A 16,225-nucleotide genomic window follows, 5' to 3' on the forward strand; every position below is an offset into this window, starting at 1 on the left:
GTCAGCCGGCCTCGCCCATGGCCCGGGCCTCGGACAGCGTGAAGCCGGTCGCCAGCGCCTCGGAATCGAGCCGCAATTCCACCACGAACGGCGTGTCGGCCGCCAGCGCGCGATCCATCGCCACCGGAAAAGCCGACTGCTCTTCGACGACGACCCCGTCGCCGCCATAGGCCCGCGCCAGCGCCGGGTAGTCGGGGTTCGCCAGGTCGGTCCCGCTGACCCGGCCGGGATAGGTCTTTTCCTGGTGCATCCGGATCGTGCCATAGCGGCCATTGTTCGCCACGATCACGACCAAGTTCGCACCGTGCTGCACCGCGGTCGACATCTCGTTCAGCGTCATCTGGAAACAACCGTCGCCCGCAAGGCAGATTACCGGCCGGTCGGGATGTTCGAGCTTGGCCGAGATCGCCGCGGGAAAGCCGTAGCCCATGGACCCGGAGGTCGGCGCAAGCTGCGTGCCATGGCCCTTGAAGGCGAAATAGCGGTGCAGGAAGGCCGCGTAGTTGCCCGCCCCGTTGGTCACGATGGCGTCCTCGGGCAGATGTGCAGACAGCCAGGCGACGACCCGCTCCATCTTGACTGCGCCGGGCGTTTCCTTCGGCGTCGACCAGGCCTCGTACTCGGCGCGGGCCGCCGCGGTCCATTCCGCCCACGGCCCCGGATGGCTGGGCAGCCGGGCCAGACCCTCGACCATCGCGGGCGCCGAAAGCGCGATGCCGGGCTCAGGGCGCCAGACCCGGCCCAACTCGTCGGGGTCGGGGTGAACATGGACGATCCGCGGCCCCGGCCGCGTCGGGTCGAGCAGGGTGTAGCCGTTCGTCGCCGTGTCGCCTAACCGCGTGCCGAGCGCCAGCACTAGGTCCGCCCGTGCGAGCCGCGCCCCGAGTTTCGGGTTCATGCCCACGCCAAGGTCGCCGACGTAATGGGAATGACGGTTGTCCATGTAGCTCTGACGGCGAAAGCTGACCGCCACGGGCAGGTCGAAGGCTTCCGCGAACCCGGCCAGGTGTGCCGCCGCACGGGACGACCACTGCGGCCCGCCCGCCACCACAAGCGGCCGCTGTGCCGCGTTCAGCGCCTCGAGAATGGCGGCCACCTGCGCCTCGGTTGCCTCGGGTGGCAGGCGGGCGGGGGGCGCGCCGTCCGGCACGTCTGCGCGCGCGCTCAGCATGTCCTCGGGCAGAGCGAGGACCACCGGGCCGGGGCGGCCCGAGGTCGCAACGTGAAAGGCGTGCGAGACATATTCGGGCAGCCGCTCGATCTGGTCGACCTCGGTCACCCACTTCACCAGTGGGCCGAAGAAGCGCCGGTAATCGACTTCCTGGAACGCTCCGCGATCACGGTCGCCCCGCGCGATCTGGCCGACGAAGACAACCATCGGGGTCGAATCCTGCCGCGCCACGTGCAGCCCGCTGGACGCGTTGGTGGCCCCCGGTCCACGCGTTACGAACAGCACGCCGGGCCGACCGGTCACCTTGCTATGCGCTTCGGCCATCATCGCTGCGCCGCCTTCGTGCCGGCAGACGACATTGGGGATGCCCACGTCGTACAGCCCGTCGAGTGCCGCGAGAAAGCTCTCGCCCGGGACGGAAAAGACCCGGCTCACCCCCTGCAAGGCCAGTTGATCCGCCAGAATCCGCCCGCCGTGCCGTTCCATTCACCCCTCCGTCGCAAGCTTCGGGCGCACCCTGCGCGAAGCCTGCGCCGGGGGCAAGGCGCGGCTTGCACCGCCGCGCCCGTGCCTTAGGTTCTGGCGCGCAGCAACAGGCGAGACCCCATGGCACAGTATTCCCTCCTCGGCATTTCCGGTTCGCTCCGCAAGGAGTCGTTCAACACCAAGCTGATCCGCGAGGCCGCGCGCCTCTTCGACCCGGCCGAATTCGTGGAGGCGGACCTGCGGTTCCCGCTCTTCGACCAGGACCTCCAGGATGCGGAGGGTATCCCCGCGCCGGTCCAGCGCCTTGCCGACCAGATCGCGGCTGCGGATGCGGTGGTGATCTCGGGGCCGGAATACAACAAGTCGATCACCGGCGTGCTGAAGAACGCGCTCGACTGGGTGAGCCGTTGCGACGGCAACCCGTGGGCGGACAAGCCTCTGGCGATCATGGCCGCAACCGCGGGCCGGGCAGGCGGCGAGCGGACGCAATTCGCGCTGCGGCTCTGCATGGTGCCCTATCGCCCTCATATCCTGCAGGGGCCCGAGGTCCTGGTCGGGCAGGCCACGGACCAGTTCGATACGGACGGGCGGCTGACCAACCCGATCAACCTCAAGGCGCTGGAAGGCCTGATGGCGGCGCTGCGGTCCGAGATCGGCCGCTAGGCCGCGGCGTCGCCGCGTCCGGGTGCATCAGGCGCGATTGGCGACCTCGATGAGGTTGCCGTCCGGGTCGCGCAGGTAGAGCGACATGATGGGCGCGGTGGCCCCGGTGCGGGGAACCGGCCCCAACTCGACGGCGATCCCCAGCCCCTCCAGATGCACCTGCCAGTCGGCCAGCGGCGTTTCGGTGAGGAAACAAAGGTCGGCGCTTCCCGGTCGGGGCGCGGCGGCGTGCGGGGCTATCTCGGCGCCCGCGCGGTGCAGGTTGATCTTTTGGGCGCCGAAATGCAGGGCCATCCGCCGCCGCCCGTCAGCCCCCGCGAATGCCTCGGCGCGCATCCCGAGGGCGGCGGTGTAGAAGGTCACCGCCGCGTCGGGGTCGCGGACCGTGAGCACGAGGTGGTCGAGGGCTGTGATGGCCGGAGTCATGCGCGTTGCGCCTTTCGCGGGCTAAGGCTAGCGTCGCCACCATGCAAGAGGCGATGGACAGAACGCAAACCTTCCGCGACGCGATGGACCCGTCGCGGGCCGCGGCGCTTCACGCGACGTTGGGCCTCGACGGTCCCCCGCCCAAGGCGCGCGACGCGCTGCCCCCGTTCTTCCACCAAGTCTATTTCTGGGATCCGCAACCCGCGCCCGCGCTGGGCCGCGACGGCCACCCGGCGTTGGGCGGGTTCATCCCGGACATGGGCCTGCCGCGTCGTATGTGGGCCGGTGGGCGGCTGACCTTCTATGGACCGCTGCGGCTGGGCATGCCGGCCGAGAAGACGACCACCATCGCCGCCGTGGAGCGCAAGCAGGGCCGGTCCGGTCCGCTCGGTTTCATCACGCTGTGCCACAACATCGTGCAGGGCGGGGTGCTGCGCGTGCGCGAAGAGCAGGACCTGGTCTATCGCGAGGACCCGCGCCCGGGCGCGCCGCAGCCCGCGCCGCCCGAGGCGCCGGGCGGGGCGGAAGACAGTTCCGAGGCGCACTTCACGCCGACGCTGCTGTTTCGCTATTCCGCGCTGACCTTCAACGGCCACCGCATCCATTATGACCGGGACTACGCCCGCGATGTCGAGGGATATGGCGGGCTCGTCGTCCACGGCCCGCTGCTGGCCCAGTTGCTGATGCTGCGGGCCGAGGCGCATGCGCCGCTCCGCGCCTTTCGTTTCCGCGCCCGCTCGGCGCTGATCGACACCGAGGCGGCGACGCTTTGCCGGGCGGGAACGACCCACTGGGTCGCGGCGCCGGACGGACGGCTTTGCATGGGGGCCGAGGCCGAGCACGCCTGAGCGTTTTGATTAGCGCTTGAATGCCGCCATGCCCGCACGGGCCAGTTCGTCGGCGCGCTCGTTCTCCGGGTGGCCCGCATGGCCCTTGACCCATTCCCAGCGCACCTCGTGCCGCGCCTGCGCCGCGTCGAGCCGCTGCCAGAGTTCCACGTTCTTCACCGGCTTCTTGGCAGCCGTTTTCCAGCCGTTTCGCTTCCAGCCGTGAATCCAGCCCGTGACACCGTTCTTCACGTATGCGCTGTCGGTGACGACGGTGACCCGGGCGGGCCGGCTGAGACTCTCCAGCGCGTTGATCGCGGCGAGGAGTTCCATGCGGTTGTTGGTGGTCGCCGCCTCGCCGCCCGACAGTTCGCGTTCCTTCACCAGGGTCTCGCCATCCTTGGCTTGCAACAGCACCCCCCAGCCGCCGGGGCCGGGGTTTCCGCTGCACGCACCGTCGGTATAGGCGTAAAGTTCCGTCATCGGCGGTCGTCCTCCTGCGCCGGGGCGGTGTATGGGGCGGACATCAGGGCGTCAATCGCACCGGGCGGTCATGTACAGGGTTTCGCCCTCGGTTCCGTCGAAGCCCATCGACATCCGCACCTCTTCGCTCTCCGGCGCGAACCCTGCTTCTGTCAGCAGCCCGCGCAGCTCGTCCCGGCCGACATAGGTGTAGAGCCGGCCCAGCCGGTCCCGGCCCGCGCCCGCGCCAAGCTTCATGGCGACCGCCAGCAGCCCGCGCGGCCGGAGCGCGCGGCGGATCGCGGCGAAATGGCCGGGAAGTGCTGCCCGTGGGGCGTGGAGCAGGCTGAAATGCGCCCAGATGCCGTCGAAGGCGGCCTCATCCGCGAGGGCGTCGAAGGGCGCCACGGTCACGGCAAGCCCGTAGCGGGCGCGTGCGACTTCGGCCATCTCGGGGCTGGCATCCAGCGCGGTCACGTGCAGCCCTGCGTCGCGCATCTCCGCCGCCGCCCAGCCCGGGCCGCAGCCGAGATCGAGTGCCGTGCCGCCCCGCGGCAGCGCGGTGACGAAGGCGCGCAGCCGCTGCGCGGTTTCCGGCCCGTGATGAAGCGCGGAGTAGTCGCGTGCCCGCGCTTCGTACACCGCCAGCGTTTCCCGGTCGGTGCCGCTCACAGCAGGGCGAGGGCGAGGCAGGTCACCACCACCGCGGTCAGCGGGACGCGCAGCTGCATCCACCAGAGCGGGGCGAGGCCGGCCTTCCAGTAGAAGGTGTCGAGCATCAAGAGACCCAGGTAGCCGCCGATCAGCGCCATGATCGAGCCCTCCGGCCCGCCGCCGACCATGAAGAAGGCCCAAAGCGCGGGGATCACCGACAGGGCGTAGGCCATGCCCGCCCGCGCGCCTTCAGCCCGGGTGGCAAAGCCCCAGAGCACGCCCGACATGAACGCCAGGATGATCGTGCCATAGAAATTCAGGACGTAGATCCCCATGAAGCGCGGGCCGACGCTTGTCAGGGCAAAATCGAAGAGCCCCGGCACAAGCACGGTGCCCGCCCCCCAAACGAACGGGATCAGCCCGGCCAGACCAAGGACGAGAGCGGAACGAGGGACGTCTTTCATGCCTTCTCCAACGCGAGTCTGAGGCCGAGCCCGGCGAAGGCCGCAGCGAAGCCCCGGTTCAGCCAGGCCATCGCGCGCGCGGAGGTCAGAAGACGGTCGCGGGCCGCGGCGGCGAACAGACCGTAGCCCAGAAACACCGCGAAGGTCAGCGCCATGAAGACAGCGCCGAGCAGCCCCATTTCCGACGTCGCTGTGGCCGGGTTGCCGCTCAGGAAGGGGGGCAGCAGGGCGAGGAAAAAGATGGACAGCTTGGGGTTGAGGATGTTGATCAGCGCACCGCGCGCGGCGATGCGGAAGAACCCATTATCTCCGCGCTCTGCACCGATGTTCAGCGCGCCGCCGCGACGCACGGCCTGCCAGGCGAGGTAGAGCAGGTAGGCGATGCCGGCGAACCTTACGATCTGGAACAGCACCGCCGAGGAATGCAGGAGCGCGGCCACGCCGAGGATCGCCGCCAATAGGTGCGGCACGATGCCGAAGGTGCAGCCGAGCGCGGCCGGCAGCGCGGCGCGTCGGCCCTGTCCAAGTGACATCATCAGCGTGTAGACGACCCCCGTCCCGGGCGCGAGCACCACGACCAGCGCGGTCAGCAGGAACTGCGCCGAGATCATCAAGCCGGTTCGCGTACAATGCGCGGCAGGCGGAACTCGATCTTCTCGGTCGCTGTGACCACCGGTTCGACCGCCAGGTCAAACCGGTCGCGGAAGGCTTGCACGACCTCCTCGACCAGCACATCGGGCGCCGAGGCCCCGGCCGTCAGACCCACGGCCGAACAGCCTTCGATCGCGCGCCAGTCGATATCGGCCGCGCGCTGGACCAGCTGCGAATACTCGCACCCCGCCGCGGCGCCGACCTCGACCAGCCGCTTCGAGTTCGACGAGTTGGGTGCCCCGATCACCAGCAGCGCCTGAACCTTCGGCGCCACCGCCTTGACCGCGCCCTGGCGGTTCGTGGTGGCATAACAGATGTCTTCCTTGTGGGGGCCTTCGATGGCTGGGAACCGCGCTTCAAGTGCCTTGACCACCTCGGCCGTGTCGTCGATCGAAAGCGTCGTCTGGGTAATGTAGGCCAGTTTTTCGGGGTCGCGCACCTCCAGCCCGGCCACGTCCTCGGCGGTTTCGACCAGCAGCACCTCGCCCTCGGGCAACTGCCCCATGGTGCCGACGGTCTCGGGATGGCCCTTGTGGCCGATCATGACCATCTGCTTGCCGTTCTCGTGATGGCGTTGCGCCTCCAGGTGCACCTTGGAGACAAGCGGGCAGGTCGCGTCGACATAGACCATCTCGCGCCGCTGCGCCTCTTGCGGCACTGCCTTCGGCACGCCATGGGCCGAGAAGATGACCGGCCGGTCGGCCGGACATTCGTCCAGTTTCTCGACGAAGATGGCCCCCTTTTCGCGCAGACCGTCGACCACGAACTTGTTGTGCACGATCTCGTGCCGCACATAGACCGGCGGCCCCCATTTCTCCAGCGCCATCTCGACGATCTTGATCGCGCGGTCGACACCGGCGCAGAAACCGCGCGGCGCAGCCAGGTGAAGGGTCAGCGGGGGTTTGGTCATGGCGTCTCTCCTGTTCGTTCAAGAGGTAAACCTCCGGGCGTTTCTCGTCCAGCCCCGGACCTAGCCCGACGCCGCGCCGGTGGCCCAGGCAAGCGCGGCATATCGCCCGGTCTTGGCGATGGTGACCAGCACCAGGAACAGCCAGGCCGGCGTGCGCATCATGCCTGCGACCACGGTGAAGCCGTCGCCGAAGGGCGCCCAGCTGAGCAACAGCGTCCAGACGCCCCAGCGTCCGTACCACTCCTGCGCCTTCGCCAGTTGAAGGTTGGAAACCGGAAACCAGCGCCGTTTGCGGAAATGCTCGACCCAGCGGCCGAGCACGTAGTTCACGACGGCCCCCAGGATGTTGCCGACGCTCGCCGCCACGACGAGCGTGACCGGGTCGATCTTGCCGGCGAGCTGAAGCCCGACGAAGACCAACTCCGATTGGAACGGCAGCACCGTCGCGGCGCCGAAGGCGGCGAGAAAGAGCGTGGCGAGTTGGGCGAGGAGCGACAGGTCCAGCATCTGCCCCGTCCAGATGCCGCGGCGGGGCCGCGTTTCAAGGGCGGGCCGACGCTGCGCCGGCCCGTCCGGTCAGCCGTTCGACGCGGCCTCGGTCCGCGGTTCCCTCGGTTCGCGCTGTTCGCGCGGGGGGCGGCCGATCACTTCCTTGAGCTCGTCGAGCTCGATGAAGTTGTCCGCCTGGCGGCGCAGGTCGTCGGCGATCATCGGCGGCGAGCTCCGGATCGTCGAGACGACCGAGACCCGCACGCCCTGCCGCTGCAGGCTTTCGACCAGCGGCCGGAAGTCGCCGTCACCGGAGAACAGCACGATGTGATCGACCCGCGGGGCCAGCTCCATGGCATCGACCGTCAGTTCGATATCCATGTTGCCCTTGACTTTGCGGCGACCCTGGCTGTCGGTGTATTCCTTCGCGGGCTTCGTCACCATGGTGAAGCCGTTGTAGTTCAGCCAGTCCACAAGGGGCCGTATCGGCGAGTAGTCGTCATTGTCGAGCAGCGCGGTGTAGTAGAACGCTCGCAAGAGCTTTCCGCGCCGCATGAATTCCTGGCGGAGGAGCTTGTAATCGATGTCGAACTCCAGCGCCTTGGCGGCGGCATAGAGGTTCGAGCCGTCGATGAAAAGCGCCAGGCGTTCATCTCTGTAAAACATTCGGGCTCCTTTTTGATGTGCCCGCAAGCTCAAGTCCGTGAGTGGGGTGAGACAATGTGCACAATAAAAACGTGGTGCTGCGGGCCATTGCCCAGAACCTAAGGATCGCACGGAATGCCGCAACCTCCAAATCACGCGAAAACCAACCCAAAAGGACACGTTGCCATCGGCACAAATGTCGCGATTCGCGGCGCAACCCTGTCGGGCACGCTTGCGAAGGCGCTCCGCGCGCTTGACAGCGCGTCGTTGCGGGTGGGGCGAATCAGCCGGTTCTACCGCACCCCCTGCATGCCGGCGGGGGCCGGTCCCGATTTCGTGAACGCCGTCGCCGAGATCGAGACCGCGCTCCCGCCAGACGAGGTTCTGGCGCGGCTTCATGCGGTGGAGGCGTCGTTCGGACGGGTGCGCTCCGAGCGCTGGGGGCCGCGCTGCCTTGACATGGACCTGCTGGCGCTGGGCGACGTGGTGCTGCCCGACGTCGAGAGCCAGACGGCTTGGCGCACGCTCCCGCCCGGAGCCCAGCAGCGCGCCGCGCCGGATCGATTGATCTTGCCCCATCCGCGGCTGCAGGAACGCGGCTTCGTGCTGGTGCCGCTTGCCGAGATCGCGCCCGACTGGCGCCACCCGATTCTGCGCCGCACGGCGCGGGAGCTGCGCGATGCCCTTCCGGCCGGGGAAAAGGCGGAAATTGTGCCGATTTCGGGCCCCTGGGGCGAGGTTTCCGCCCTTGTCAAGGACTTTCAGACCCAATAGACAGGGGGCTCAACCTCCCAACGGATCGGAGTGTGCCATGGCCCGCGTGACGGTAGAAGATTGCGTCGACAAGGTTCCGAACAGGTTCGAGTTGGTGCTGCTCGCCTCCCACCGCGCCCGCGAGATCGCGTCGGGCGGCCAATTGACCGTCGACCGCGACAACGACAAGAACCCGGTCGTCGCTCTGCGCGAGATCGCGGAGGAAACCCAGTCCGCCGACGAGTTGCGCGAACGCATGATCGAGGCGAACCAGACCCAGATCGAGGTCGACGAGCCGGAAGAGGATTCCATGGCGCTTCTGATGGGTGGCGGCGGCGCGAGCGAGCCCGACCGGCCGGCCGAGGACGACATGTCCGAAGAGAAGCTGCTTCGCGCGCTGATGGAAGCGCAGGCACAGAAATGACCGCGGGGCGCGCGCGACGCGCCCCCATAAGGCTCGCGGCCGGATGATCGACGTCGAAGACCTGATCTCGCTGGTTCGCAACTACAACCCCCGAACGGACGAGGCGCTGATCCGCAGTGCCTATGTCTACGGGCGCGAGATGCACGCGGGCCAGCTCCGGCGGTCCGGCGAGGAGTATTTCACTCATCCGGTGGCCGTCGCCGCGATCCTGACCGAACAGCGGCTGGACGACGCCACCATCGTGACCGCGCTACTGCACGACACGATCGAGGACACCAAATCGACCTACAAGGAGATCGAGCGGCTCTTCGGCCACGAGATCGCCGAACTGGTCGACGGCGTCACGAAGCTCACCAACCTGCAACTTTCGTCATCGGAAACCAAGCAGGCCGAGAACTTCCGCAAGCTGTTCATGGCGATGTCCAAGGACCTGCGGGTGATCCTGGTCAAACTGGCGGACCGGCTGCACAACATGCGCACGATCAAGTCGCTGCCGCATGACAAACAGGTGCGCAAGAGCCACGAGACGATGGACATCTTCGCGCCGCTCGCTGGCCGGATGGGCATGCAGTGGATGCGCGAGGAACTGGAGGACCTCGCCTTTCGGGTGCTGAACCCCGAGGCGCGGAATTCCATCATCCGCCGCTTCATCAGGCTGCAACGCGAGTCGGGTGACGTGATCCAGCAGATCACCCAGGACATCCGCAAGGAACTGGAGCGCGAGGGTGTCGAGGCCGACGTGTTCGGCCGCGCCAAGAAGCCCTACTCGATCTGGCGCAAGATGGAGGAGAAGGAACAGGGCTTCTCGCGGCTCTCGGACATCTACGGCTTTCGCGTCATCACCGGGAGCGAGGGCGACTGTTACCGCGTTCTGGGCGCGATCCACCGCCGCTGGCGCGCGGTACCAGGACGGTTTAAGGATTACATCAGCCAGCCCAAGTCCAACGGCTACCGCTCGATCCAGACCACCGTGTCGGGGCGCGACGGCAAGCGTGTAGAGGTGCAGATCCGCACCCGCCAGATGCACGAGGTGGCCGAGTCCGGTGTTGCGGCGCATTGGTCCTACCGCGACGGTGTGCGGGCGGAGAACCCCTTTGCGGTCGACCCCGCCAAGTGGATCGCGTCCCTGACCGAGCGGTTCGAGAACGCCGAGGACCATGACGAGTTCCTCGAGCACGTCAAGCTCGAGATGTACTCCGACCAGGTCTTCTGCTTCACGCCCAAGGGCGATGTGATCAAGTTGCCCCGCGGCGCCACGCCGCTGGACTACGCCTACGCCATCCACACCCGGATCGGCGACTCCTGCGTTGGCGCGAAGGTCGACGGCATCCGCGTGCCGCTCTGGACCCGGCTGAAGAACGGCCAGTCTGTCGAGATCATCACCGCCGAGGGCCAGCGCCCGCAGGCGACATGGCTTGATATCGTGGTGACCGGCCGCGCCAAGGCCGCGATCCGCAAGTCGCTGCGCGAGGAGGACCGGGAACGCTACATCAAGCTCGGCCGCGAACTGGCCCGCGTGGCGTTCGAGCATGTCGGCAAGAAGGCAACCGACAAGGCGGTGAAGACGGCGGCGAAGAGTTTCGGCCTGCCCTCCGGCGCGGAGCTTCTGGCGCGCCTCGGCTCGGCCGAGTTGCGCGCGCAGGATGTGGTCGAAGCGCTCTATCCCGAGCTTGCGACCTCGGGCGGCGACGAGATCGACGCCACCCGTGCGGTCGTGGGCCTGTCGCCCGATCAGTCTTTCACCCGCGCGCCCTGCTGCCAGCCGGTGCCGGGCGAACGCATCGTCGGCATCACCTATCGCGGGCGGGGCGTGGTCGTGCATGCGATCGACTGCCCGGTGCTGGAGAAGTTCGAGGACCAGCCCGACCGCTGGATCGACCTTTACTGGCACTCGGGCAAACACCCGGCGGTGCACACGGTCGGGCTGAGCGTCACGATCCGCAACGATGCGGGGGTCCTTGGCCATATCTGCACGTTGATCGGCGAGCAGAAGGCGAATATCTCCGACATGGAATTCGCGGACAAGAAGCCGGATTTTTACCGTTTGCTGATTCAGGTGGACCTGCGCGACGTCGAGCATCTTCACACTGTGATGACCGCGCTTGAGGCCGAGAGCGATGTGGCCGAAATCGAAAGGTATCGCGATCCCGAGCGCGCCGACTGAGGCGTGCCTGCCCCGAAAGGACGACCGGTTTGGTCTTCAAGCGCCGAGACAAGCGAAGCATGGGCCAGGTCATGCTCGACAGCGTCTATCCGCGCGGCGGGTGGGGCCGGGCGCTCTATTACATCACCCACCGGGTGCGCCGGCTGCCCGACAGCCCCGAGAAGATCGCCCGCGGCATCTTCGCCGGCGTGTTCGTGACCTTCACCCCGTTCTACGGGCTGCATTTCGTGCTTGCGGCGGTTCTTGCGATGGTCATGCGCGGCAACATCCTAGCGGCGATGCTGTCGACGTTGTTCGGCAACCCGCTGACCTATGTCCCGATCGGGGTGATCGCGCTGAAGACCGGGCATTTCCTGATGGGCACCGAGTTCGACGAGACGATGAACACCACGCTGGTCGGCAAGTTCACCGGGGCGGCCGCCGACCTCAGGGACAATGTGTTCGCGCTTTTCAGCGAGGCGGAAACCAACTGGGCGAAGCTTGCGCAATTCTACGACGAGGTCTTCCTGCCCTATCTGATCGGGGGCATCATCCCCGGCATCGTCGCGGGGCTTGTCGCGTATTACCTGAGCGTGCCGGTGATCCGCGCCTATCAGAACCGCCGCCGCGGGCGGCTCAAGGAGAAACTGGCCGAGCTGCGGCGCAAGGCGGCACAGGTCGAGGACCGGACTTGAACCCGGACAAGTGGAGGCAAGGGGCCATGGACCATCTGCGGCTGGGCGTGAACATCGACCACGTGGCGACCGTGCGGAACGCGCGCGGCACCGACTATCCCGACCCGATCCGGGCGGCGATACTCGCCGAGGAGGCCGGGGCCGACGGCATCACCGCGCATCTGCGCGAGGATCGGCGCCACATCTCGGACGCCGATATCGACGGGCTGATGGCGGCGTTGACGTTGCCGCTCAACCTCGAGATGGCCGCCACCGAAGAGATGCAGGCAATCGCGCTGCGCCACCGGCCCCATGCGGTCTGCATCGTGCCCGAGAAGCGCGAGGAGCGCACCACCGAGGGCGGGCTCGAGGTGGCGCAGGACGAGAACCGGCTGGCGCATTTCATCGCCCCGCTGAGGGACGCGGGCTGTCGGGTGTCGATCTTCATCGCCGCCGATCCCGCGCAGATCGAGGCCGCCGCCCGGATTGGCGCAGCGGTGGTGGAATTGCATACCGGCGCCTTTTGCGACCTTCACGCCGAGGGGCGGATCGAGGCGCGGGATGCCGAGCTGGACCGGCTGCGGAAGATGGCGACCTACGCCCACGACCTGGGGCTGGAGGTCCATGCCGGCCACGGGCTGGCCTATGATACGGTCGCGCCGGTGGCCGCTTTCACCGAGCTGCGCGAGCTCAATATCGGGCATTTCCTGATCGGCGAGGCGCTTTTTCTCGGCCTAGGCCCGGCTATCGCGGAAATGCGGCGGCGGATGGACGAGGCGCGCGTATGAGCAGGGGCGGGACCAGGAGTTCTTCAGAACACCTTGGCAGAAATCTGCGGACGGTGTTGTGGCGGTGCCCGGCAATGGGGGCGCGCCCGTGATCCTCGGCATCGGCACCGATCTGGCCAATATCGAGCGTGTGCAGCGCACGCTCGACCTGTTCGGCGACCGGTTCCGCACGCGCGTCTTCACCGAGGTCGAACAGCGCAAGGCCGAGCGGCGCGCCGATGTAGCGGGCACCTATGCCAAGCGCTGGGCCGCCAAGGAGGCCTGCTCCAAGGCGCTGGGTACCGGGCTGCGCATGGGCATCGCCTGGAAGGACATGAGCGTTGCCAACCTGGGGACCGGACAGCCGGTGATGCGGCTGTCCGGCTGGGCCGCCGAGCGTCTGGCCGAGATGACGCCGGCAGGCCACGAGGCCATCGTCCACGTGTCCCTTACTGACGACCACCCGTGGGCGCAGGCCTTCGTGGTGATCGAGGCGGTGCCCTCCGGCGCCGATGACCCGACGGCGCCTTGACAGCCCATGCCTGCGACCGCAAGAAGCGACGATCGAACAGAAGGCAGGACCGGGCATATGGCGAAGACGGGCGAGAAGCAGCAGGGCGGTCTGTGGGAGACCGTCAAGACGATCTTCTGGGCGCTCCTGATCGCCGGGATCTTCCGCACGGTCTTCTTTCAGCCGTTCTGGATCCCGTCGGGCTCCATGAAGGACACGCTGCTGATCGGCGATTTTCTCTTCGTCAACAAGATGGCCTATGGCTATTCGCGCTATTCCTGCCCGTTCGGCCTGTGTCCCATCGAGGGCCGGATATTCGCGTCGGAGCCCGAACGCGGCGACGTGGTGGTGTTCCGCCACCCTGTGAACGGGTCGGACTTCATCAAGCGTCTCGTGGGGTTGCCCGGCGACACGGTCCAGATGAAAGAGGGCGTGCTGCACCTCAACGGGGCCCCGGTCGAGATGGAGCCCGCCGGTGATTTCGTCGAGACCTATCGTCGGCAGGGGCCAATGGGATACTATCCGCAGTGCGAGAATGCCCCGGTGGGCGAGGGCGGCACCTGCGCCAAGTCGCGCGCGGTCGAGACGTTTCCGAACGGCAAAAGTCACAATGTCCTGAATATCCGCGACGGCTTCTTCTCGGACAACACGCCGGTCTTTACCGTCCCCGACGGGCACTATTTCTTCATGGGCGACAACCGCGACAACAGCCAGGACAGCCGCTATGCCCGCGCCAACGGGGGTGTCGGATTCGTGCCGGCCGAGAACCTGATCGGACGGGCCGATCGGATCATGTTCTCCTCGGCCGGGCGGTCGCTGTTCTTCGTGTGGACCTGGCGGGGCGATCGTTTCTTCAAGGCCGTCGATTAGGGCGGCCGTGAAGCTCTCTGCCGATCTCAGCGCGTTTACCAAGCGCCTCGGACACCGGTTCAAGCGTCCCGACCTTCTGGTGCGGGCGCTCACCCATTCCTCGCTGTCCAGCCCCACGCGGCCCGACAACCAGCGGCTGGAATTCCTTGGCGACCGGGTGCTGGGGCTTGTCATGGCCGAGGCGCTGCTCGAAGCCGATGGCGGTGCCACCGAGGGCCAGCTCGCGCCGCGGTTCAACGCGCTTGTCCGGCGCGAAACCTGCGCCGAGGTTGCCCGCGAGATCGGGCTTGGCGAGGTGCTGAAGCTCGGCCGTTCCGAGATGATGTCGGGCGGCCGGCGCAAGGAGGCGCTTCTCGCCGATGCGATGGAGGCGGTGATCGCGGCGGTCTATCGCGATGCGGGGTTCGATGCGGCGAAGGCCCTGGTCCTGCGGCTTTGGGGCGCCCGGATCGGCGCAGTCGAAAGCGACGCACGCGACGCGAAGACCGCGCTGCAGGAATGGGCACAGGCGCGCGGGCTGCCCCCGCCGGTCTATGCCGAGATCGCCCGTGAGGGGCCGGACCACGCGCCGCAGTTCACTATTGCGGCGCGCCTGTCTACTGGCGAAGAGGCCTGCGCCACCGCGGGGGCCAAGCGCCAGGCGGAGCAGACCGCGGCGCGCGCGCTGCTCGAGCGGATGGAGGCGAAGGATGGCTGAGACCCGTGCGGGATTCGTGGCTCTCATCGGAGAGCCGAATGCCGGCAAGTCGACGCTGCTCAACCGGATGGTCGGGGCCAAGGTCTCGATAGTCACCCACAAGGTGCAGACTACGCGCACCCGCATTCGCGGCGTGGCGATCGAAGGCGATGCGCAGATCGTGTTCGTCGACACGCCGGGTCTGTTCCGGCCACGCCGCCGGCTGGACCGGGCGATGGTGGCCGCGGCTTGGGGCGGGGCGGCGGATGCCGATATCGTGGTGCTTCTGGTCGAGGCGCATCGCGGGCGAACGGGCGGCGTGAACGCGATCCTGGAGGCGCTCCGCGAGCGGGTGCCCGAGGGCCAGACCGTGGCGCTGGCGATCAACAAGATCGACCGGGTCAAGGCCGAGGTGCTACTGGCGCTGTCGGCGGAGCTGAACGAGGCCTATCCCTTTGCCCGGAGCTTCATGATCTCGGCCGAAAAGGGCTACGGGGTGGACGATCTGCGCGCGTGGCTCGCGGAAAGCCTGCCCGAGGGCCCGTGGCTTTATCCGGAGGATCAGATCGCCGATCTGCCGATGCGGACGATCGCCGCCGAGATCACGCGCGAGAAGCTGACGCTGAGGCTGCACCAGGAATTGCCCTACCAGTTGACTGTCGAGACGGAGAACTGGGAGGATCGCAAGGACGGCTCCACCCGGATCGACCAGCTGATCTACGTGGCGCGCGACGGGCACAAGGGCATCGTGCTGGGCCAAAAGGGCGAGACGATCAAGGCGGTCAGCCAGGCGGCACGGGCCGAGATCGCCGAGTTTCTCGGCCGCACAGTCCACCTGTTCCTGCAGGTCAAGGTCCGCCCGGGCTGGCTGGAAGAGGCGGAGCGCTATTCCGAGATGGGCCTCGATTTCCGGGAGGGGGATTGAGCGTCATCCGGTTGGCCCGGGAACCTGTGGAAGAAATGACGCACGATGATCCAGTAGATGGCTCCACAGGCGAAGATGTTGGCGAAGAGCATCAGCAGAATCGCGGTCGGTGCCCGCCATAGGCCGGTGACGACGACGATGTTGATCAGGATGGCAATCGCGAAGATCGCCTTAGCAGGTCCGGGGGTCGGCAAACGATCGGGCATCGGTCTTTCTTTCGTCTCGCGCAGCGATCATAGCGTGGCGGCGGGCCGAGACCAGAGGGCGTGGCAATGCGTCTGACATCGGATTTCTGGATCAAGGCCTATCTCGCGCGGCTCAGGCTTGCCGGAATACCGGCCTTCGTCGTGACCCATGGCGACGACACGGCCGGGGCTGTGCTGGTCAAGCTGAACACGCTTGACGGGCAGGCGCGCGCCTTCCAGAGATCTTTCGACCTGTCGACCGGGGACCGGGTCTGGGTGGTGCTCGCAGAGGGGCACGAGGCCGAGGTGGACGCCGCGATCGCGCGGCAGCGCGGCTTCGATCCCGATCTCTGGGTGATCGAGGTCGAGGATCGGGCGGGCCGGCACCTGCTGGACGAGGACGGGTTGACCTGACGCGGGCGCCGGCGTGGAGTGGGCCGACCGGGAAG

At 67.5% G+C, this 16,225-nt stretch carries 22 protein-coding genes; 12 read left to right on the forward strand and 10 right to left on the reverse strand.

Features of this window, described 5'->3' with window-relative positions; all coding sequences use genetic code 11:
- Position 1 precedes the first annotated feature (1 nt).
- Positions 2-1,657 (reverse strand): thiamine pyrophosphate-binding protein, encoded by a 1,656-nt coding sequence (locus BUR28_RS14920; protein ID WP_074220844.1) that lies wholly within the window; start codon positions 1,655-1,657, stop codon positions 2-4.
- Positions 1,658-1,777: 120 nt separating this feature from the next.
- Here BUR28_RS14920 and BUR28_RS14925 point away from each other — a divergent pair, with 120 nt between their 5' ends.
- Positions 1,778-2,320: an NADPH-dependent FMN reductase gene (locus BUR28_RS14925; protein ID WP_074220845.1), complete on the forward strand. Its 543-nt coding sequence runs from the start codon at positions 1,778-1,780 to the stop codon at positions 2,318-2,320.
- Positions 2,321-2,347: 27 nt separating this feature from the next.
- Here BUR28_RS14925 and BUR28_RS14930 read toward each other — a convergent pair whose 3' ends face one another.
- Positions 2,348-2,746, reverse strand: coding sequence for a VOC family protein (locus BUR28_RS14930; protein ID WP_074220846.1), 399 nt, complete (start codon positions 2,744-2,746; stop codon positions 2,348-2,350).
- A 53-nt stretch (positions 2,747-2,799) separates the two neighbouring features.
- Here BUR28_RS14930 and BUR28_RS14935 point away from each other — a divergent pair, with 53 nt between their 5' ends.
- Entirely contained in the window at positions 2,800-3,594 is a 795-nt protein-coding gene (locus tag BUR28_RS14935) for an HTD2 family dehydratase (protein ID WP_254813756.1), read from the forward strand.
- A gap of 9 nt (positions 3,595-3,603) precedes the next feature.
- On the opposite strand, the gene rnhA is transcribed toward BUR28_RS14935, so the two are convergent.
- The 7 genes from rnhA to BUR28_RS14970 form a co-directional block, all read right to left on the reverse strand.
- Positions 3,604-4,056 (reverse strand): ribonuclease HI, encoded by a 453-nt coding sequence (gene rnhA, locus BUR28_RS14940; RefSeq protein ID WP_074220848.1) that lies wholly within the window; start codon positions 4,054-4,056, stop codon positions 3,604-3,606.
- Between the two features lie 51 nt (positions 4,057-4,107).
- On the reverse strand, positions 4,108-4,707 hold the full coding sequence (locus BUR28_RS14945) for a class I SAM-dependent methyltransferase (RefSeq protein ID WP_074220849.1): 600 nt from the start codon (positions 4,705-4,707) through the stop codon (positions 4,108-4,110).
- Positions 4,704-5,153, reverse strand: a complete 450-nt coding sequence (locus BUR28_RS14950) for a DUF3429 domain-containing protein (protein ID WP_074220850.1) — start codon at positions 5,151-5,153, stop codon at positions 4,704-4,706. Before BUR28_RS14950 ends, BUR28_RS14945 begins: the two co-directional genes overlap by 4 nt.
- The gene (locus BUR28_RS14955; protein ID WP_074220851.1) at positions 5,150-5,764 is read right to left on the reverse strand and encodes a LysE family translocator; all 615 of its coding nucleotides are present in this window, start codon (positions 5,762-5,764) and stop codon (positions 5,150-5,152) included. The genes BUR28_RS14950 and BUR28_RS14955 overlap by 4 nt, the downstream gene beginning before the upstream one ends.
- Positions 5,764-6,714, reverse strand: a complete 951-nt coding sequence (gene ispH, locus BUR28_RS14960) for a 4-hydroxy-3-methylbut-2-enyl diphosphate reductase (protein ID WP_074220852.1) — start codon at positions 6,712-6,714, stop codon at positions 5,764-5,766. Before ispH ends, BUR28_RS14955 begins: the two co-directional genes overlap by 1 nt.
- Before the next feature lie 60 nt (positions 6,715-6,774).
- Positions 6,775-7,221, reverse strand: a complete 447-nt coding sequence (locus BUR28_RS14965; RefSeq protein ID WP_074220853.1) for a YqaA family protein — start codon at positions 7,219-7,221, stop codon at positions 6,775-6,777.
- Positions 7,222-7,290: 69 nt separating this feature from the next.
- The gene (locus tag BUR28_RS14970; protein ID WP_074220854.1) at positions 7,291-7,869 is read right to left on the reverse strand and encodes a LabA-like NYN domain-containing protein; all 579 of its coding nucleotides are present in this window, start codon (positions 7,867-7,869) and stop codon (positions 7,291-7,293) included.
- Between the two features lie 114 nt (positions 7,870-7,983).
- Between BUR28_RS14970 and folK the strand changes: the two genes are divergently transcribed.
- The 9 genes from folK to era all read left to right on the forward strand — a co-directional run bounded on the left by folK (position 7,984) and on the right by era (position 15,591).
- On the forward strand, positions 7,984-8,622 hold the full coding sequence (gene folK / locus BUR28_RS14975; RefSeq protein WP_074220855.1) for a 2-amino-4-hydroxy-6-hydroxymethyldihydropteridine diphosphokinase: 639 nt from the start codon (positions 7,984-7,986) through the stop codon (positions 8,620-8,622).
- Positions 8,623-8,659: 37 nt separating this feature from the next.
- Positions 8,660-9,025, forward strand: a complete 366-nt coding sequence (gene rpoZ, locus BUR28_RS14980) for a DNA-directed RNA polymerase subunit omega (RefSeq protein WP_074220856.1) — start codon at positions 8,660-8,662, stop codon at positions 9,023-9,025.
- A 43-nt stretch (positions 9,026-9,068) separates the two neighbouring features.
- The gene (locus BUR28_RS14985; protein ID WP_074220857.1) at positions 9,069-11,189 is read left to right on the forward strand and encodes a RelA/SpoT family protein; all 2,121 of its coding nucleotides are present in this window, start codon (positions 9,069-9,071) and stop codon (positions 11,187-11,189) included.
- Between the two features lie 29 nt (positions 11,190-11,218).
- Complete coding sequence (locus tag BUR28_RS14990; RefSeq protein ID WP_074220858.1) at positions 11,219-11,863, forward strand: DUF2062 domain-containing protein; 645 nt, start codon at positions 11,219-11,221, stop codon at positions 11,861-11,863.
- Between the two features lie 26 nt (positions 11,864-11,889).
- Complete coding sequence (locus BUR28_RS14995; protein WP_074220859.1) at positions 11,890-12,630, forward strand: pyridoxine 5'-phosphate synthase; 741 nt, start codon at positions 11,890-11,892, stop codon at positions 12,628-12,630.
- Positions 12,631-12,718: 88 nt separating this feature from the next.
- Positions 12,719-13,141, forward strand: coding sequence for a holo-ACP synthase (gene acpS, locus BUR28_RS15000; protein WP_074221681.1), 423 nt, complete (start codon positions 12,719-12,721; stop codon positions 13,139-13,141).
- 57 nt (positions 13,142-13,198) lie between these two features.
- Positions 13,199-13,990 carry a signal peptidase I gene (gene lepB / locus BUR28_RS15005; RefSeq protein WP_074220860.1) on the forward strand — a complete coding sequence of 264 codons (792 nt, stop codon included), beginning with the start codon at positions 13,199-13,201 and terminating at the stop codon, positions 13,988-13,990.
- A 7-nt stretch (positions 13,991-13,997) separates the two neighbouring features.
- Positions 13,998-14,687: a ribonuclease III gene (rnc, locus tag BUR28_RS15010; RefSeq protein WP_074220861.1), complete on the forward strand. Its 690-nt coding sequence runs from the start codon at positions 13,998-14,000 to the stop codon at positions 14,685-14,687.
- Positions 14,680-15,591, forward strand: coding sequence for a GTPase Era (gene era / locus BUR28_RS15015; RefSeq protein WP_074220862.1), 912 nt, complete (start codon positions 14,680-14,682; stop codon positions 15,589-15,591). The genes rnc and era overlap by 8 nt, the downstream gene beginning before the upstream one ends.
- On the opposite strand, the gene BUR28_RS19570 is transcribed toward era, so the two are convergent.
- The gene (locus BUR28_RS19570) at positions 15,552-15,797 is read right to left on the reverse strand and encodes a hypothetical protein (RefSeq protein WP_139307588.1); all 246 of its coding nucleotides are present in this window, start codon (positions 15,795-15,797) and stop codon (positions 15,552-15,554) included. The two genes, era and BUR28_RS19570, sit on opposite strands and share 40 nt — an antisense overlap.
- A 66-nt stretch (positions 15,798-15,863) precedes the next feature.
- Between BUR28_RS19570 and BUR28_RS15025 the strand changes: the two genes are divergently transcribed.
- Positions 15,864-16,190 carry a DUF1491 family protein gene (locus BUR28_RS15025; protein WP_074220864.1) on the forward strand — a complete coding sequence of 109 codons (327 nt, stop codon included), beginning with the start codon at positions 15,864-15,866 and terminating at the stop codon, positions 16,188-16,190.
- The last annotated feature ends 35 nt before the right edge of the window (positions 16,191-16,225 follow it).

Origin of the sequence: Rhodovulum sp. ES.010, from assembly GCF_900142935.1 — a bacterium.
Classification (GTDB): Bacteria; Pseudomonadota; Alphaproteobacteria; order Rhodobacterales; family Rhodobacteraceae; genus Rhodovulum.

Coding starts and splice junctions, on each gene's coding strand:
- BUR28_RS14920 (WP_074220844.1), bottom strand. CDS start 1,657: ATGGAACGGCACGGCGGGCGGATTCTGGCGGATCAACTGGCCTTGCAG.
- BUR28_RS14925 (WP_074220845.1), top strand. CDS start 1,778: ATGGCACAGTATTCCCTCCTCGGCATTTCCGGTTCGCTCCGCAAGGAG.
- BUR28_RS14930 (WP_074220846.1), bottom strand. CDS start 2,746: ATGACTCCGGCCATCACAGCCCTCGACCACCTCGTGCTCACGGTCCGC.
- BUR28_RS14935 (WP_254813756.1), top strand. CDS start 2,800: ATGGACAGAACGCAAACCTTCCGCGACGCGATGGACCCGTCGCGGGCC.
- rnhA (WP_074220848.1), bottom strand. CDS start 4,056: ATGACGGAACTTTACGCCTATACCGACGGTGCGTGCAGCGGAAACCCC.
- BUR28_RS14950 (WP_074220850.1), bottom strand. CDS start 5,153: ATGAAAGACGTCCCTCGTTCCGCTCTCGTCCTTGGTCTGGCCGGGCTG.
- BUR28_RS14955 (WP_074220851.1), bottom strand. CDS start 5,764: ATGATCTCGGCGCAGTTCCTGCTGACCGCGCTGGTCGTGGTGCTCGCG.
- ispH (WP_074220852.1), bottom strand. CDS start 6,714: ATGACCAAACCCCCGCTGACCCTTCACCTGGCTGCGCCGCGCGGTTTC.
- BUR28_RS14965 (WP_074220853.1), bottom strand. CDS start 7,221: ATGCTGGACCTGTCGCTCCTCGCCCAACTCGCCACGCTCTTTCTCGCC.
- BUR28_RS14970 (WP_074220854.1), bottom strand. CDS start 7,869: ATGTTTTACAGAGATGAACGCCTGGCGCTTTTCATCGACGGCTCGAAC.
- folK (WP_074220855.1), top strand. CDS start 7,984: ATGCCGCAACCTCCAAATCACGCGAAAACCAACCCAAAAGGACACGTT.
- rpoZ (WP_074220856.1), top strand. CDS start 8,660: ATGGCCCGCGTGACGGTAGAAGATTGCGTCGACAAGGTTCCGAACAGG.
- BUR28_RS14985 (WP_074220857.1), top strand. CDS start 9,069: ATGATCGACGTCGAAGACCTGATCTCGCTGGTTCGCAACTACAACCCC.
- BUR28_RS14995 (WP_074220859.1), top strand. CDS start 11,890: ATGGACCATCTGCGGCTGGGCGTGAACATCGACCACGTGGCGACCGTG.
- lepB (WP_074220860.1), top strand. CDS start 13,199: ATGGCGAAGACGGGCGAGAAGCAGCAGGGCGGTCTGTGGGAGACCGTC.
- era (WP_074220862.1), top strand. CDS start 14,680: ATGGCTGAGACCCGTGCGGGATTCGTGGCTCTCATCGGAGAGCCGAAT.
- BUR28_RS19570 (WP_139307588.1), bottom strand. CDS start 15,797: ATGCCCGATCGTTTGCCGACCCCCGGACCTGCTAAGGCGATCTTCGCG.
- BUR28_RS15025 (WP_074220864.1), top strand. CDS start 15,864: ATGCGTCTGACATCGGATTTCTGGATCAAGGCCTATCTCGCGCGGCTC.